This window comes from Krasilnikovia sp. MM14-A1004, from assembly GCF_047159485.1.
Classification (GTDB): Bacteria; Actinomycetota; Actinomycetes; order Mycobacteriales; family Micromonosporaceae; genus Actinoplanes.
This window is the reverse complement of record NZ_AP038773.1, coordinates 2850077-2865406: the sequence shown is the minus strand read 5'-3', so window position 1 is coordinate 2865406 and position 15330 is coordinate 2850077. Positions and strand designations below refer to the sequence as shown.

Below are 15330 nucleotides of genomic sequence, written 5' to 3'. Positions count from 1 at the left end.
CACGCAGGCAAGGTCGACCTGTGGTGGGTCCTGCCCGCCGATCACCCAACCGGGGGACGGATTTCAGATCTCGAACAGCTCGCGGACGGCCTCGGCGAGCCGGGCCATGCTGGCTCCGGTCACCATGCCGATACGTTCCGCACCGACGTCCGCCGGCAGCCGCCGCATCCGGTTGACCACGACCACGCCGGTGATCGGGTCCTGTTCGGTCAGGGCCACCGCGTAGGGCGGCAACTCCGTGGTGCCACGCTGGCGCACGATCGGGGCACAGAACGGCGCGGCGTTGGAGCGTTCGTTGTAGCTGTCGGCGGAGAGGACGAGGACGCGGTAGCGCAGGTCGGTGCGGTTGCCGATCGTCCAGATCTCGCCGCGCTTCATCGCGGCAGGGTCCCGGCGGCCATGCCGGTGAGCGTACCGCCGGGCAGATCATCGGCTGCGCGGGCCCGCCCGCGCCGCTCGCCGCGGCCCGCATCACACCTCGGCGGACATTCGATTAAATGCATGTTTCCAGTACGGGGAAACTGTGTTCCGGCCGACCCGGATCTCTGTGTTAGCTGCCTCACGGACAGCGGGCGCCGTGTCGTGAAAATTTGTTACTCACCGGTTCACCTTAACGTCAATGTCAGAGACGTATGCGCTGGTCATCCTCGGGTCCTGGAGGGACGGTGCGAACTCGACGATGCCTTTGTTCACGCGCCCGAAAACAGGCTGAATAGATCGATCAATGTCACCTGAAAGAAATGTGTGTCGCACGGCTCGCGAATGCCCGGAGATTCCTGTTCGCTGGTTGGTGGCGCACGAACCCCCGGGCGCCCCTCCCGAATGTCCCAGGAGCTCGACATGCCGGCCCCCTCAGCACCCCCGAGCCGACCCGGCGCCACACTGGCCTGGCGGCCACTGCAGCGCTCCACCCGGGTGGCGATCATCGGCGCGCTGGTCGCCACGGTCTTCTATCAGCTGTTCCTGCTGAACCCGGCCTATCGCGGCCCCACCTGGCTGTGGCTGGCGATGCTGACCGCCGAGGGACTCACGGCGCTGCACCTCATCGGCACCTGGTGGACGATCCTGGCCCACGACGACCGCAGCGAGCCCGTCGACGTCACGGTCTGGCGCAACCGGCTGCGGGCGGGCGCCGAGGTGCCCCCGATCGACGTCTTCATCACCGCGTACGGCGAGGAGCCGGAGCTGGTCCGGCGCACCGTGCGGGCCGCGGTCGCCATGGACCTGCCGCACTCCACGTACCTGCTCGACGACGGTGACAGCGACGAGCTGCGCGACATCGCCGCCGCCGAGGGCGCGGGCTACTTCCGCCGCCCCGGCGGGCAGCACGCCAAGGCGGGCAACGTCAACGCCGGACTGGCCCGGACCGGCGGTGAGTTCGCTGTCATCTTCGACGCCGACCACGTACCCGAGCCGGGGTTCCTGCTCAGCGTGCTGCCGCACTTCGTCGACCCGGACGTGGCGTTCGTGCAGTCGCCGCAGTCATACACCAACCCGGTGAACCTCGTGGCCTCCGGCTCCGCCGAGGCGCAGCGCATCTTCTACGAGCTGGTCTGCCCCGGCAAGAACTACTTCAACGCGGCCTTCTGCGTCGGCACCAACGTCATGTTCCGGCGCGCCGCGCTCGACGAGATCGGCGGCATCTGGACCGGCAGCAACTCCGAGGACATCTGGACCTCGATCCAGCTGCACAAGCGCGGCTGGAAGTCGATCTACGTGCCGCAGGTGCTGGCCCGCGGCCTGGCGCCGTACGACGTGTCGTCGTATCTGAAGCAGCAGCTGCGCTGGGCCAGCGGCGGGTTCGAGATCCTGTTGCGCGGCCGGCTGTTCAAGCGCGGCACCGGCCTGACCCTCGACCAGCGGCTGCAGTACCTGTTCTGCGGCACGCACTACCTGCTGTCCCTGGCGATGATGACGTTCATGCTGTTCCCGGCGCTGTACCTGCTGTTCGCGCTGAGTCCGATCCGCGCGGACGGCGTCGTGTGGGCCACCCACTACCTGCCCTTCCAGGCGACGGTGCTGCTGGTGACCTGGCTGCAGTCCGGCGGCTTCAAACCGTCCGCGATCGTGGCCAGCATCGGCGCCGCCCCGGTGCACCTGCGGGCACTGTGGGCGGTGCTGCGCAACAAGCCCGCCACGTGGCGCGTGACGAACTCCGCCGGCGCGGGTACCCGTTCGCTGTGGGCGGTCATGCCGCACGTCGCGCTGCTCGTACTCAACGTCACCGCGATCGCGGTCGGCCTGATCGTCATGGCCGACCCGCCGCCGACCTGGCTCTCCGTGGGATGGGCCACCATGATCGTCCTGATCCTCGGCCGCATGATCGTCGAGTCGGTGACCGGCGGGCGCATCCGGCACAGCCCGCCGCCCCCGGCGCCCGCCCTCCCCCGGCAGACCGGTGTCAGCGCGACCACACCGGTGCCGGCCGGCGCGAGCGCCGCCTGAGACGCCCCGGGCGGCAGCGCCGCCACCCGGGGTCCCACCCCCTCCCCGGAACGGTGCCTGCGGGCCGCCGTTCACCCCGACCACCCGGCCGGGCCGCTCGTCCGGCCAAGAAGGACGTTGTCATGAGCACGATCATCAGCGACACCGGACTCGATCAGGCCCCCGTCGCCGACGACGCCGCCACCGAGAACGCCGAACCGACCGCGACACCCCCGCGTACCGGTCCGCGTCATCCACGCCTGTGGCGGGCCCTGCGGTTCGTCCGCACCACCGTCGTGGTGCTGATCCTGCTGGGCGCCGCCGCGGTGGGCGGCACCTACCTCGTCCGGCAGCGCCTGGCCGACCGGGCGTTCGTCGACGCGGGCACGGCCGTGCTGACCGCCGAACCCATCCCCGTCGGCTCCGCCGCCGCGGGCATCGTCGAGCAGGTGTACGTGCGGGACGGCTCCGCCGTCGCGGGCGGCGCCCGGCTGGCCAGCCTCGCCATCACCACCGTCCCCGGCAGCCCACCGCGGATCGAGCAGCTGCGGGCACCGGCCACCGGCCTGGTCAGTGAGATCAACGTGGCCCAGGGTCAGGTGGCGCGCGGCGGCGAGCCGGTGATCACTCTGTACGACCCGGCCGCCATGTCCTTCGTCGTCGACGTGCCCGCGCAGGTCCTGCGCCGGCTGCGACTCGGCATGACCGCCTACGTGGACGGTCCGGGCCTGTCGAGCCGCATCACCACCACACTGGACCGGGTGGAGCCGAAGGTGACCACGATCGCGGCGCCCGCCGACCCCAGGGGCCTCATCACGGTGGTGCTCAAACCCGCGCAGGGTGATCTGGAGACGGTCCGCACCCTGGTCCCCGGCCTGCGCTTCGACGTGGTCGTGGACACCACCACCGCGGTCGGACACACCCCGGCGGTGAACAGCGCGTGATCCGCCGCCTGCTCACCGCGATCCTGGTGGTCGGTCTCCTGGCCGCCTGCACCTCCGAGAGCGGCACCGCGCCCCGCGGTGCCGCACCGGGCGCGGCCGCCGCCGGTCCGGTCACCGAGGCGGCCGCGGACAGCCGGATCGCCGTTCCGGACGGCACGGGTCGCGGCAGCGTGGCCGCGACCCTGCCGGGCGCCGCGACCCCGACCAGGGCCCCGGCCCAGGCGCCCGACCTGCAGGGGCAGGCGCTGCCGACGAACCAGTGGTGGAGTTCGGCGCTGACCGGGCCCGGCACCCAGCCGATGTGGGCACACCCGCTGGCCGTGCGGGTCACCGGCGTCGGGGCCCAGATCAGCAGCGCACCGGTCACGGCCAGCGCGAACGCGATCACCACGCCGTTCGTGCCCGCGCTGAGCACCGACGCCGCCGGCACCACCAGCGTCATCGGCTACGGCGCGTTCCACGTCGTGCTGCGCGTCGCGCTGGCCGGCGGCGGCACGGTGGAGCTGACCGTGATGTCCGGCAGCCCGGTCACCTGGCTGCGGTTCCGGGGCACCACGGCCCGGCTGACCGCCGGTGGGGCCGTCCGCGACCTGGGCAGCAGCGGCGGGCTCGCACGGCTGGACATCGCCGGGCAGCGCTGGGACGTCCTCGGCTCGGGCCTCACCCTGTCGGGTGCGACGCTGACCGCCAAGGACCCCCGGGTCGCGGTGGCCCGGGTGCCCGACGGGGCGGACCCGGCGAGTTGGGAGAAGGCCGTCACGGCCGCCGCCGACCCGGTGGTGAACACGACCGCGGCGATGGCGTACGACGCCGCCTCGGGGACGGTCACCCAGACCCTCACCGCCACCCGGGCGTCCGGCCCGCGCGGGCTGTGGGCGCTGCTGCCGCACCAGCGTGCCGGCCTGGTGCCCGGCCCGGCGCCACTGGCCGGCACGTACCCGGACGCCCGGGGCACGCTCTCGCTCGTCGAGGCCGACCGGGTGCAGGTGCGGGTGCCGCTGCCCGGCCTGCTCACCGGCGTACCGCGGGTGGACGTCGGTGCGCAGCAACGCCGCGCGGTCCTCGCCGACCTCGACCGCGACCTGGCCGACAAGCCGGGGGCGGGCGGCAGCTACTTCGGGCTCAAGGAGCTGGGGCGGCTCGCCTCGATCGCGGAGGTGGCCCGGGCGATCGGCGCGACCGGCCAGCAACAGGCGGCGCTGGAGCGGCTCAGGCCCCAGCTGGTCGACTGGCTGACCTACTCGGGGCCGGCCGACGCCCGGTACCTCGGCTACGACCGCAGCTGGGGCGGCCTGATCGCCGTGCCCGCCGAGTTCGGCAGCCAGGACTACAACGACCACCACTTCCAGTACGGCTACCTGGTCCGCGCCGCCGCCGTGCTGGGCACGGCCGACCCCGGCTTCGCCCGCGACTACGGCGGGGTCGTCGACCTGGTCGTCCGCGACTTCGCGGGCAGCCGGGCGGTGCCCAAGGCGGGCGGTGGGTTCCCGCCGTTCCGGTCGTTCAACGCCTACCTCGGCAGCTCGGCCGCCTCGGGGTTCGCGCCGTTCGCGGACGGCAACAACCAGGAGTCGTCCAGCGAGGCGGTGGCCGCGTGGGAGGCCGTGACCCGCTGGGGTCAGGTCCGCAACGATCCGGCGCTGACCGAGTTCGGCGCCACCCACTACGCCATGGAGGCGGCCACCGCGCGACGGTACTGGCTGGGCGAGGACCAGCAGCGCTTGGCCGGGTACGCGCACACCACGGCGGGCATCGTGTGGGACGCGAAGGTGGACTACGCGACCTGGTTCGACCCGCGCCCCGAGTCGGTGCTGGGCATCCAGCTGCTGCCGCTGACCTTCGGCTCGCTGTACCGGGCGTCGCCCGCGGCCGCCGCGGCCCGCGACCAGGAGCTGCGGGCGGCGGTGGGCGGACCGCCGCGGATCTGGGGCGACCTGTTCGCCGCCGACCTCGCGGTGGCCGACCCGGAGGCGGCCCTCGCCCGGCTCGACGCGGGTGTCCCCCGCGAGCCGGGCACCAGCCGCGGCCTGGTCCGCTACTACGTGGACGTGCTGAACGAGCTGGGCCCGCCCCAGCCGGGCGTGGTGGCCCCCCTGGGCAGCCTCGCCTTCGGCAGCGCCGACCATCCGCGCCGGGTGAGCGCCGTCGCGGGCGGCTGATCCGGGTGGCGGGTCGAGCCGGGCGTCCCGGCTCGACCCGCCGCGCCGCCCGGGCCGGTGACCCTCCCCGGCCGGGCTCGACGCCCAGCTCCGGCCGGACGTGACGGTCCACCAGGCGGGCAGACTCGAACTCTGGGCGCGGCGGACACGTAAGAATGGGCGTGTCCCGACGCACCGGCGTCGAGTGGCCTGCGAGCAGCCCGGATGCAGTGTGGTTCTCCGGGCGCTCGCACGGAGGAAGGACGTTCATGACGGAGAAGGCTCAGATCGGCGTAACCGGCCTGGCGGTGATGGGGCGCAACCTCGCGCGCAACTTCGCCCGTCACGGTCACACGGTCGCCGTGCACAACCGCAGTTACGGCCGGACGAAGGAACTCGTCGAGGAGTTCGGCCACGAGGGGACGTTCCTGCCCGCGGAGAGTGCCGAGGAGTTCGTGGCGAGCCTGGAGCGCCCCCGGCGCGTACTGATCATGGTGAAGGCGGGCAAGCCGACCGACGCGGTGATCGACGAGTTCGCGCCGCTGCTGGAGCCCGGCGACATGATCATCGACGCGGGCAACGCGCACTTCGCGGACACGCGCCGCCGGGAGGCCGCGCTGAAGGAGCGCGGGCTGCACTTCGTCGGCACCGGCGTGTCCGGCGGCGAGGAGGGCGCCCTGCACGGCCCGAGCATCATGCCCGGCGGCTCGCCGGAGTCGTACGAGGCGCTGGGCCCGCTGCTGGAGGACATCTCCGCCAAGGTCGACGGGGAGCCGTGCTGCGTGCACGTCGGCCCGGACGGCGCGGGGCATTTCGTCAAGATGGTGCACAACGGCATCGAGTACGCCGACATGCAGCTCATCGCCGAGGCGTACGACCTGCTGCGGCGGGCGGGCGGGCACTCGCCGGCCGAGATCGCGGAGATCTTCCGCGGCTGGAACGCCGGGCGGCTCGGGTCGTACCTGATCGAGATCACCGCCGAGGTGCTCAGCCAGAACGACGCCGAGACCGGAAAGCCGTTCGTCGACGTGGTGGTCGACCAGGCCGAGCAGAAGGGCACCGGCCGCTGGACCGTGCAGGCCGCGCTGGATCTCGGGGTGCCGGTCAGCGGCATCGCCGAGGCGGTGTTCGCCCGCGCGCTGTCCGGTGACCCGGCGGTGCGCAGGGCGGCGTCCGGCCTGCCCGGCCCGTCCGCCACGGCCGGTGCGGGCGGCGCCGACCTGCAGGCCGACGTCGAGCAGGCGCTGTTCGCCTCCAAGATCGTCGCGTACGCGCAGGGCTTCCAGCAGATCCAGGCAGCCAGCGTCGAGTACGGGTGGGACATCGACCCGGGCGCCATGGCGAAGATCTGGCGCGACGGCTGCATCATCCGCGCCAAGTTCCTGGACTTCATCCGCAAGGCGTACGACAAGCAGCCGCAGCTGGCCACGCTGCTGGTCGACGACTACTTCCTGGACGCCGTCGCGGGCGCCCAGGACGCCTGGCGGCGGGTGGTGGCCACGGCCGCCCAGCAGGGCATCCCGGCACCGGGCTTCGCCTCGGCGCTGGCGTACTACGACGGGCTGCGCGCGCAGCGCCTGCCCGCCGCGCTGATCCAGGGCCAGCGCGACTTCTTCGGTGCGCACACCTACCACCGGGTCGACAAGCCCGGCGCGTTCCACACGCTGTGGGCGGGCGACCGCAACGAGGTCTCGGCCTGAGACCGGACGCCCGGCCCGCCCTCCCGGCGGGCCGGGCGGGTGCTCAGGCCACCCGCGCGGCCGGGACCGTGCCGTCGCGCGTGGCGTCGACGCCGCCGCGCGCCATGATCGCGCCGACCTCGTCGGCGGGCAGCGGCCGGCCCAGGTGGAAGCCCTGGCCCAGCCGGTAGCCCATCTCGCGCAGCCGGTTCATCTGGTCGGCGCTCTCGATGCCCTCGGCGACCGCGGACAGCTGCAGGTACTCGGCGAGCTGCGCGACCGCCGCGGCGACCGCCAGCCGGCCCCGGTCCGCGCCGTCGCAGATGCCGTCGACGAAGGACTTGTCCAGCTTCAGCACGTCGACCGGCACCGCCCGCAGCAGGCTCAGCGACGACTGCCCGGTGCCGAAGTCGTCCAGGGCGAGGCGCACACCCAGGTCGTGCAGCGCCTCCAGGGTCTCCCGTACGTGCGGCCCGTCGAGCACGGACGACTCGGTGACCTCCAGTACCAGGTTGCCGGGCTGCAGGCCGGTGTCGTGCAGCACCGCGGTGACCTCGTCGACGAAGCTGGCCTCGCGCAGCTGCCGGGCGGCCACGTTGACGTTGATCCGCGTGATCGCGGCGTCGCCGTACTCCGCCTGCCAGCGCGACAGCTGACGGCAGGCCGTACGCAGCACCCACGAGCCCATCGGCACGATCAGCCCGGACCGCTCGGCCACCCCGATGAAGTCGCCGGGCGGGATGTTGCCGCGCTGCGGGTGCTCCCAGCGCACCAGCGCCTCGACGCCGGCCAGCCGTCCCGTGACGATGTCGTAGACGGGTTGGTACAGCAGGTACAGCTCGCGCCGGATGAGCGCGTTGTGCAGCTCGGAGCCGAGCCGGGCGTGGTTGACCACCTCGGCGCGCATGCGCGGCTCGAACCGGGTCCAGGACGCCTTCCCGGCGTCCTTCGCCGCGTACATCGCGATGTCGGCGTTGCGCAGCACCTCGTCGGCGCGCTCGCCCGCCTCGGCCGGGGCGACGCCCACGCTGGCGTGGGCCAGCAGGTGGTGCTCCCCCACCCGGAACGGCACCGCCAGCGCCTCGACGATCCGCGCGGCGGCCCGTTCGGCGGCCTCCGGGGCGTCGACGTCGAGCAGCACCGCGAACTCGTCGCCGCCCAGCCGGGCGGGCACGAAGCCCTGCGCGCTGTCGCGCAGCAGTCGCTGCGCCACCTCGTACAGCAGCTGGTCGCCGACGGCGTGGCCCAGCGTGTCGTTGACCATCTTGAAGTCGTCGAGGTCGATGAGCAGCACGCTGGCGGGCAGGTGGGCGTCCAGCCGCTCGGCCAGCACGGCGCTGAACCGCGCCCGGTTCGCCAGCCCGGTCAGCGGGTCGTGCATGGCCAGGTGTTCCAGCTCGGTCTGCTGCTGGCGGACCCCGTCCAGCAGCCGCGCGCGCTCGCGCAGGCCGAGCAACTGCCGGGCGGCGACGAACGCCACGATCAGCACCGCGCCGGTGACCAGCGCCCGCTGATGCCAGTTGAGCTGCCGCGCCGAGACCGTGATGACCAGGATGGCCGTGCCGACGACGGCCACCAGCGGCAACGCCCGGACGATCGAGCTGATCACGCAGCGGACGGGCACGGCAGGGGTGGCCGGCGCCGGGCGGCTCAGCGCCCGCAACTGCAGGTACGCCGACACGCACAGCGCGGTGCCGACCAGCGGCATCCCGAGCGCCACGATCATCAGACGGACCGTGTCGTCGCCCACCACCTGCAACACGGGGGCGGCGACGCCGATCAGCGGGGCGACCGCCAGCGTGCGCAGCGAGGCGATGGGTACCGCGCTGTCCGGGCTCGACGCGGCCTTGCCGATGACCACGAGGGCCAGCAGGCCGCCGACCCCGACCAGGGCCGCACCGACCTGGGTGGCGCCCGGGGTGCCGGTCGGCGCGAGGTCGATCACGACGTACAGGAAAGTCAGGCCACCGGCCACCGCGACCGTGGCGCCGTCCAGCGCCAGCTGGGCGCGGCGCAGCCCGGAGGTGGCCACCCGCGGCAGGCGCAGGAAGCCCAGCACGGCCATCACGACAGCCACCACCAGCGGCGCGGCGACCAGCAGCGGCATGCCCCGCTGGTAGGTGTCCGGCAGCGCCCACACCGCCGCGACGCTGGACAGGCACAGCGCGACCGCGGCACGCGACAACCAGCTCCAGTAGCCGCGGACCGGCCGGGGCAGCATGATCATCGAGCCGATGCGGTGGCAGGCGAACGCCGCCGCGGCCGCCGCGCTGATGCCCGCGGCGTAGCCGGGTGACACGGGACCGTCCGGGTCCCGCAGCACCAGCCAGGCGATGGCCCCGGCGACCGCGGTGCCCGCGACGGCCAGGGGCATCAGCCCGGGGCGCGCCGAGGACACGGCGTGTACGCCCCGGCCCCGCCTCTGCCCTGCACTCATCTCGCCCCGGCCCCCCGTCCGCTGTGTCAGCTGACCTGTCGGCCCGGCTGAGGCGAAGCTGAGAGTCGGCGATCAGGGGGCCCACCGCGTGGGACGACGGGGCGGATACGCCCGTCGGGGGCAGGAAATGGTCAGTCCTTTAGGGCGGCGGCGACGACCGCGCGGGCCTCCTCCTGGATGGTGGCCAGGTGGTCCGGGCCGCGGAACGACTCGGCGTAGATCTTGTACACGTCCTCGGTGCCGGACGGGCGGGCGGCGAACCAGCCCGACCCGGTGGCCACCTTGAGCCCGCCGATCGGCGCGCCGTTGCCCGGGGCGGTGGTGAGCACCGCGGTGATCGGCTCGCCCGCCAGCTCGGTCGCCGTGACCTGCTGCGGTGACAGCTTCGCCAGGATCGCCTTCTCCGCGCGCGTCGCGGGCGCGTCGATGCGGGCGTACGCGGGCTCGCCGAAGCGGGCCGTCAGGTCCCGGTAGTGCTCGCTCGGGGTACGCCCGGTGGTCGCGACGATCTCGGCGGCCAGCAGGTCGAGCAGGATGCCGTCCTTGTCGGTGCTCCACGGGCTGCCGTCGCGGCGCAGGAACGACGCCCCCGCGCTCTCCTCACCGCCGAAGCCCACCGAGCCGTCGAGCAGCCCCGGCACGAACCACTTGAAGCCCACCGGCACCTCGACGAGCTGACGGCCCAGATCCGCGGCCACCCTGTCGATCATCGACGACGAGACCAGGGTCTTGCCCACGGCCGCGGCGGCGGGCCAGCCGGTACGCGCTCCGAACAGGTACGAGATCGCCACCGCCAGGTAGTGGTTCGGGTTCATCAGCCCGCCGTCCGGGGTGACGATGCCGTGCCGGTCCGCGTCCGCGTCGTTGCCCGTGGCCAGCTGGAACCGGTCCTTCTGGGCGATCAGCGACGCCATCGCGTACGGCGACGAGCAGTCCATCCGGATCTTTCCGTCCCAGTCCAGGGTCATGAACCGGAACGTCGGGTCCACCTCCGGGTTGACCACGGTCAGGTCCAGCCCGTACCGGGTGGCGATCTCGCCCCAGTAAGCGACGCTGGCGCCGCCCAGCGGGTCCGCGCCGATGCGCACCCCGGCCGTACGGATGGCGTCGGTGTCGATGACAGAGCCCAGGTCGCCGACGTAGGACGCCAGGAAGTCGTAGCCCGACACGGTCGGCGCGGTACGGGCCCGCGCCGCCGGGATCCGGCGTACCTCCTTGAGGCCGGCCGCGATCAGCGCGTTCGCCCGGTCCTGGATCCAGGTCGTGGCGTCGGTGTCGGCCGGGCCGCCGTGCGGCGGGTTGTACTTGAAGCCGCCGTCGTCGGGCGGGTTGTGCGACGGCGTGACCACCACCCCGTCGGCCAGCCCGGCGGTGCGCCCTCGGTTGTGGGTGAGGATGGCGTGCGACAGCGCCGGGGTCGGTGTGTAGCCGTCGCGGCTGTCCACCAGCACTGTCACGTCGTTGGCCGCGAACACCTCCAGCGCGCTGACCATGGCCGGTTCGCTGAGCGCGTGGGTGTCCCGGCCGAGGAACAGCGGGCCGTCGGTGCCCTGCTCCCTGCGGTACTCGACGATGGCCTGGCTGGTGGCCACGATGTGATCCTCGTTGAACGCGACCTTCAGGCTGGAGCCCCGGTGCCCCGAGGTGCCGAACGCGACCCGCTGCTCCGCGACGGCCGGATCGGGATGCTCCGTGTAGTAGTTGAGGACCACCCGGGGCACGTCGATCGCGTCGGACGCCTCGGCGGGGCGGCCGGCGCGGGGGTGCACGGACATCGATGACCTCCTGTGTCATGGACCTGCCCGGATCGTATCGTCGCCGATCCGTGTCCCCGGGTGCGCCGCGCGCGTTGAACCTTTCCGCCGTCCCCTGCGAACTACCGGTCGTGACTGGTGCCGACGCGGCCGGGGGGCCGCCGACCACCCGGGCCTCGCGCGCCCGGGTTCTGCCCGCCTGGATCGTGGCGGTGCTGGCGGGCGCCGCCGCGCTGCTGCTGCCCACCACCCCGGCGTATGCGCATGCCGCCATGGTCGCCGCGGCCCCCGCGGCGGGCAGCGTCGTCGGCGCCTCACCCACCGAGGTGACTGTCGTGTTCAGCGAACCGGTCACCCCCGTGGCCGGGCGGGTGCAGGTGCTCGCCCCGGACGGCACCCGGATCAGCGGCGCCGCCAGCGCGGAGGGGACCGTGCTGCGCATCCCGGTCCGCCGCGCCGACCGCCCGCTCGGCACCTACCTGGTCAGCTACCGGGTGATCTCCGCGGACAGCCACCCGGTCGGCGGCGCGCTGACCTTCTCGGTGGGCGCGCCGTCGGCGCGACCGGCCGAACCACAGGCGGTCGGGGTGCATCCGTCGGTCGCGGTCGCGGTCCCGGCCGCCCGTTTCCTCGGGTACGCGGGGCTGACCCTGGCCGTGGGCCCCGCGCTGCTGCTGGCGCTGCTGTGGCCCCGGCGGTTGCCGCGGCGCGGCCCGATCCGGCTGGTCCGCACCGGCCTCGGACTGCTGGCCGTGAGCACGCTGGCCGGGCTGTGGGTGCAGGCCCCGAACTCCAGCGGCGACCCGCTGTGGCAGACCTCCCCCGGCGAGCTGGGCGACGTCCTGGCCAGCCCGTACGGCCTGGCGCTGGTCGCCCGGCTGGCCCTGCTGGCGATCGTGGCGGTACTGCTGCCCCCGGTGCTGCACGGCACCGCCGGGCGGGGCCGGGCGCTCACCGTGACCGGGCTGACGCTGGCCGCGCTGGTCACCTGGCCGCTGACCGGGCACGCCGTGGCGGCCCCGCTGTCCGGCGTGGTCGCCGCCGCGGACGTGGTGCACCTGGCCGCCATGGCGGTGTGGCTGGGCGGCCTGGTCACCCTCGCGGTGTTCCTGCTGCGGCGCGCCCACCCCCGGGTGCTGGCGGTGCTGCTGCCGTCCTGGTCCCGGTGGGCCGCCCTCGCCGTGGTGTGGCTGGTCGGCGGCGGTGTGGTGCAGGCCGTCGTGCAGGTCGGGTCGGTGCCCGCGATGTGGCGTACGGACCACGGGCGGCTGCTGCTGGCCAAGGTCGCGGTGCTCACGCTCACGCTGGGCGCCGCGGCGTACGCGCGGCGGCTGGTCCGCCGCGACCCGGCGGCCGGGCTGTCCCGGCTGCGCCGCACCGTGGCGGTGGAGGCCGCCGCCACCTGCGTGGTGCTCGGGCTCAGCGCGGTGCTGGTGCAGGCCACGCCGGGTCGCAGCGTCGCTGCCGAACGGGCCGCCACCTCGAACTCGGGGGTCTCGCAGACGCTGAGCTGCCCGCTGTTCACGCTGCAGTTCAACGTGTATCCCGTCGAGGTCGGCGAGAACAACACAGTGCACGCGTTCGTCTACACGCCCGCGGGGGCGCCGCTGCCCGCCGAGGAGTGGACCATCACCACCCGGCTGACCGGGACGGACATCGAGCCGGTGCGTACCGCGATGCTGCCGCTGGTGCCACGCCACCACGCGGTCGGGGCGCTGACCTTCCCGCTGGCCGGCACGTACGAGGTCAAGTTCACCGTCCGCGTGTCCGACATCGACCAGGGCACCGTCACCACCACGATCACCGTGCCGGGGGCCGCACCACCCGCCTGACCGGCGCCCTGGCCCTGCGGCCCGGTGTGGCCGCCCGGCGGTAGCCTCTGCCGCGTGCTGATCCTGCTGCCGCCGTCGGAGGGCAAGACCGCCCCGGCCACCGGCGACCCGGTCGACCTGTCCGCCCTGTGGCTGCCCGAGCTCGCCCCGGCCCGCCGCCGGGTGCTCAACCGGCTGGTCGCCCTGTGCAAGCGCAGCAGCGCCCGCGGGATCGCCGACTCCCTGACCACGCTGGGGCTCAGCGCCGGCCAGCGCTCCGAGGTGACCCGCAACGCGGGCCTGGCGGAGGCCGCCGCCGCGCCCGCCGCCGAGGTGTACACCGGCGTGCTCTACGAGGCGCTGGACCTCGCCGGGCTGGACCCCGCCGCGCGGGCGTGGGCGGACGCGCGGGCGGTGGTCTTCTCCGGGTTGTGGGGCGTGGTACGGCCCGGCGACCGGATTCCCGCGTACCGGTGCTCGGTGGGGGTGAGCCTGCCGAGCGTGGGCGGGCTGGCCGCGTACTGGCGCAAGGCGCTCGGCCGGGCACTGGACCGGGCGGCGGCCGAGGGGCCGGTGCTGGACCTGCGCTCCGGCGCGTACGCCGGGATGTGGGCGCCCAACCCAGCGGTCGCGGCGCGCACCGCCACCGTGCGGGTGCTGCACGAACGCACCGTCGATGGACAGCGGCGGCGCAGCGTGGTGAGCCACTTCAACAAGGCCACCAAGGGCCGGCTGGTCCGCGACCTGGCCGCCGCCGGGGCGGCGCCGCGCACCGTGGACGAGCTGATCGCCGCGCTGCGCGACTTCGGCCACAGCGTCGAGGAGGCGCCCGTGGCCGTCGGCCGCCCCCGCAGTCTCGACCTCGTCGTCACCGAGCTGTAGCGCGCGACTTTCCGGTCATGGGGCCGGGACCGGGGGCACGCCGGACATCTCGGGGTCCGCCGAACCGCCGAACCGGAAGATCGACCGTTGGGTTTGGTAACCGATTCCGCTCTGGTTCGCCACTGATCGAAATGAGATCGTGTAGCCCCCAGACCACGGGTGGCGGCACAGACACCGCCGACCAGCCAGCACAAGCAGCACACCGGCTGCCCGCGCGGCCGCACGGCGGCACCGCGGCCGGCCGAGGACGACCGAGGAGGGTCGGTTGCCCGACGACGACCGCGGGCCGGTACGCCGGCCGCACCCACAGGGGCGCGGACAGGCAGGAGGGCAGCGGCCGTACGGTGCCGCGGGCACCGGCCGCCGGACCAGCTACGGCTACCGCAGCGCCGGCCGGCGTGGCCCGGCCGTGCCGTCGATCCTGCTCCGCGACGGCAGCTCCGAGCGCCGCCTCAGCGAGTTCCTCATGCCCGCCGCGGTGATCCTCGCCGGGGTGCTGCTGGTGGTGGCGTTCGGTTTCATCATCAACGGGACGCTGCGCGACGACGAGAGCGCGGCGATCACCGGGCCGCAGCCGCCCGCGCTGGGCGGGGTGCAGCTCGACCCCACCCCGGAGCAGACCATCCCGCTGCCCAGCGGGTCGCCCAGCCCGTCCAGCTCGCCGACCCCGTCGCCGAGCAAGAGCCCCACGCCCACCTCACCGCCGCCCGACCGCGGCTCCGTGTCGATCAACCGGTCCGGGGTCCCCGACGAGGTCGACCTGTCCGACGAGGGATCCCGCGACTGGGTGCACTGGGGCGAGGGAGGCACGTTCTCCCTGGAACGCGACCGCGACGGCGACTTCCAGATCCTGGAGGGCGCGCCGACCGCCCCGCGCTTCCGGCACGCCCTGAGCCCGCAGCGGTTCACCTGGACGAACGGCTCACCGGTGGACAACTCCGACGGCACCCCCACCGGCATCCGCACCTGTGACAAGGGCAACGGCTTCACCATCTCCGCTCCGGCCACCCGCTCCAGCCGTACCTTGCGGCTGTACATTGGCGCGGTCGCCGCACGGGGCCGCCTCACCGCGAAGCTGACCACGGGCGCGGCCAGTGGGACGGCCACGTTCGAGCAGCGCGACGGCGATCTCGCCACCGCGGTGTTCACGGTGACGTACCGGGCCCCGAAGGACGGCACACTGAAGCTGACCTGGATCACCGATCGGTCGTTCAACAACGACTGTGGTGGGGTCGCCCTGGAGGCGGCCACGCTGCGCTGA

10 protein-coding genes are annotated in these 15330 nt (G+C 73.8%); 7 read left to right on the top strand and 3 right to left on the bottom strand.

Translation table 11 applies throughout. The annotated features are described in order from the left end of the window. Nucleotides 1–63: 63 nt before the first annotated feature. Nucleotides 64–378 carry a type II toxin-antitoxin system PemK/MazF family toxin gene (locus ACMCNN_RS13020; protein WP_412746453.1) on the bottom strand — a complete coding sequence of 105 codons (315 nt, stop codon included), beginning with the start codon at nucleotides 376–378 and terminating at the stop codon, nucleotides 64–66. 462 nt (nucleotides 379–840) lie between these two features. On the opposite strand from ACMCNN_RS13020, the gene ACMCNN_RS13015 reads away from it, so the two are divergent. From ACMCNN_RS13015 to gndA, 4 genes are all read left to right on the top strand, one after another. Next, nucleotides 841–2445: a glycosyltransferase gene (locus ACMCNN_RS13015; RefSeq protein ID WP_412746452.1), complete on the top strand. Its 1605-nt coding sequence runs from the start codon at nucleotides 841–843 to the stop codon at nucleotides 2443–2445. Nucleotides 2446–2567: 122 nt separating this feature from the next. Further along, nucleotides 2568–3368: an HlyD family efflux transporter periplasmic adaptor subunit gene (locus tag ACMCNN_RS13010; protein WP_412746451.1), complete on the top strand. Its 801-nt coding sequence runs from the start codon at nucleotides 2568–2570 to the stop codon at nucleotides 3366–3368. Next, entirely contained in the window at nucleotides 3365–5527 is a 2163-nt protein-coding gene (locus tag ACMCNN_RS13005; protein WP_412746450.1) for a glycosyl hydrolase, read from the top strand. The genes ACMCNN_RS13010 and ACMCNN_RS13005 overlap by 4 nt, the downstream gene beginning before the upstream one ends. A 248-nt stretch (nucleotides 5528–5775) precedes the next feature. Beyond that, nucleotides 5776–7206 (top strand): NADP-dependent phosphogluconate dehydrogenase, encoded by a 1431-nt coding sequence (gene gndA, locus ACMCNN_RS13000; protein WP_412746449.1) that lies wholly within the window; start codon nucleotides 5776–5778, stop codon nucleotides 7204–7206. 43 nt (nucleotides 7207–7249) lie between these two features. On the opposite strand, the gene ACMCNN_RS12995 is transcribed toward gndA, so the two are convergent. Both ACMCNN_RS12995 and pgm read right to left on the bottom strand, forming a co-directional pair. After that, complete coding sequence (locus ACMCNN_RS12995; protein ID WP_412746448.1) at nucleotides 7250–9583, bottom strand: putative bifunctional diguanylate cyclase/phosphodiesterase; 2334 nt, start codon at nucleotides 9581–9583, stop codon at nucleotides 7250–7252. Between the two features lie 170 nt (nucleotides 9584–9753). Continuing rightward, entirely contained in the window at nucleotides 9754–11397 is a 1644-nt protein-coding gene (gene pgm / locus ACMCNN_RS12990; protein ID WP_412746447.1) for a phosphoglucomutase (alpha-D-glucose-1,6-bisphosphate-dependent), read from the bottom strand. Between the two features lie 110 nt (nucleotides 11398–11507). On the opposite strand from pgm, the gene ACMCNN_RS12985 reads away from it, so the two are divergent. The 3 genes from ACMCNN_RS12985 to ACMCNN_RS12975 all read left to right on the top strand — a co-directional run bounded on the left by ACMCNN_RS12985 (nucleotide 11508) and on the right by ACMCNN_RS12975 (nucleotide 15330). Continuing rightward, nucleotides 11508–13208 carry a copper resistance protein CopC gene (locus tag ACMCNN_RS12985; RefSeq protein WP_412746446.1) on the top strand — a complete coding sequence of 567 codons (1701 nt, stop codon included), beginning with the start codon at nucleotides 11508–11510 and terminating at the stop codon, nucleotides 13206–13208. Between the two features lie 54 nt (nucleotides 13209–13262). Then, nucleotides 13263–14069, top strand: coding sequence for a peroxide stress protein YaaA (gene yaaA / locus ACMCNN_RS12980; RefSeq protein WP_412746445.1), 807 nt, complete (start codon nucleotides 13263–13265; stop codon nucleotides 14067–14069). Between the two features lie 265 nt (nucleotides 14070–14334). Continuing rightward, on the top strand, nucleotides 14335–15330 hold the full coding sequence (locus tag ACMCNN_RS12975; protein ID WP_412746444.1) for a hypothetical protein: 996 nt from the start codon (nucleotides 14335–14337) through the stop codon (nucleotides 15328–15330).

Bases quoted from the DNA above. Each gene is read 5' to 3' on its own strand.
- ACMCNN_RS13020 (WP_412746453.1), bottom strand. From the start codon at position 378: ATGAAGCGCGGCGAGATCTGGACGATCGGCAACCGCACCGACCTGCGC.
- ACMCNN_RS13015 (WP_412746452.1), top strand. From the start codon at position 841: ATGCCGGCCCCCTCAGCACCCCCGAGCCGACCCGGCGCCACACTGGCC.
- ACMCNN_RS13010 (WP_412746451.1), top strand. From the start codon at position 2,568: ATGAGCACGATCATCAGCGACACCGGACTCGATCAGGCCCCCGTCGCC.
- gndA (WP_412746449.1), top strand. From the start codon at position 5,776: ATGACGGAGAAGGCTCAGATCGGCGTAACCGGCCTGGCGGTGATGGGG.
- pgm (WP_412746447.1), bottom strand. From the start codon at position 11,397: ATGTCCGTGCACCCCCGCGCCGGCCGCCCCGCCGAGGCGTCCGACGCG.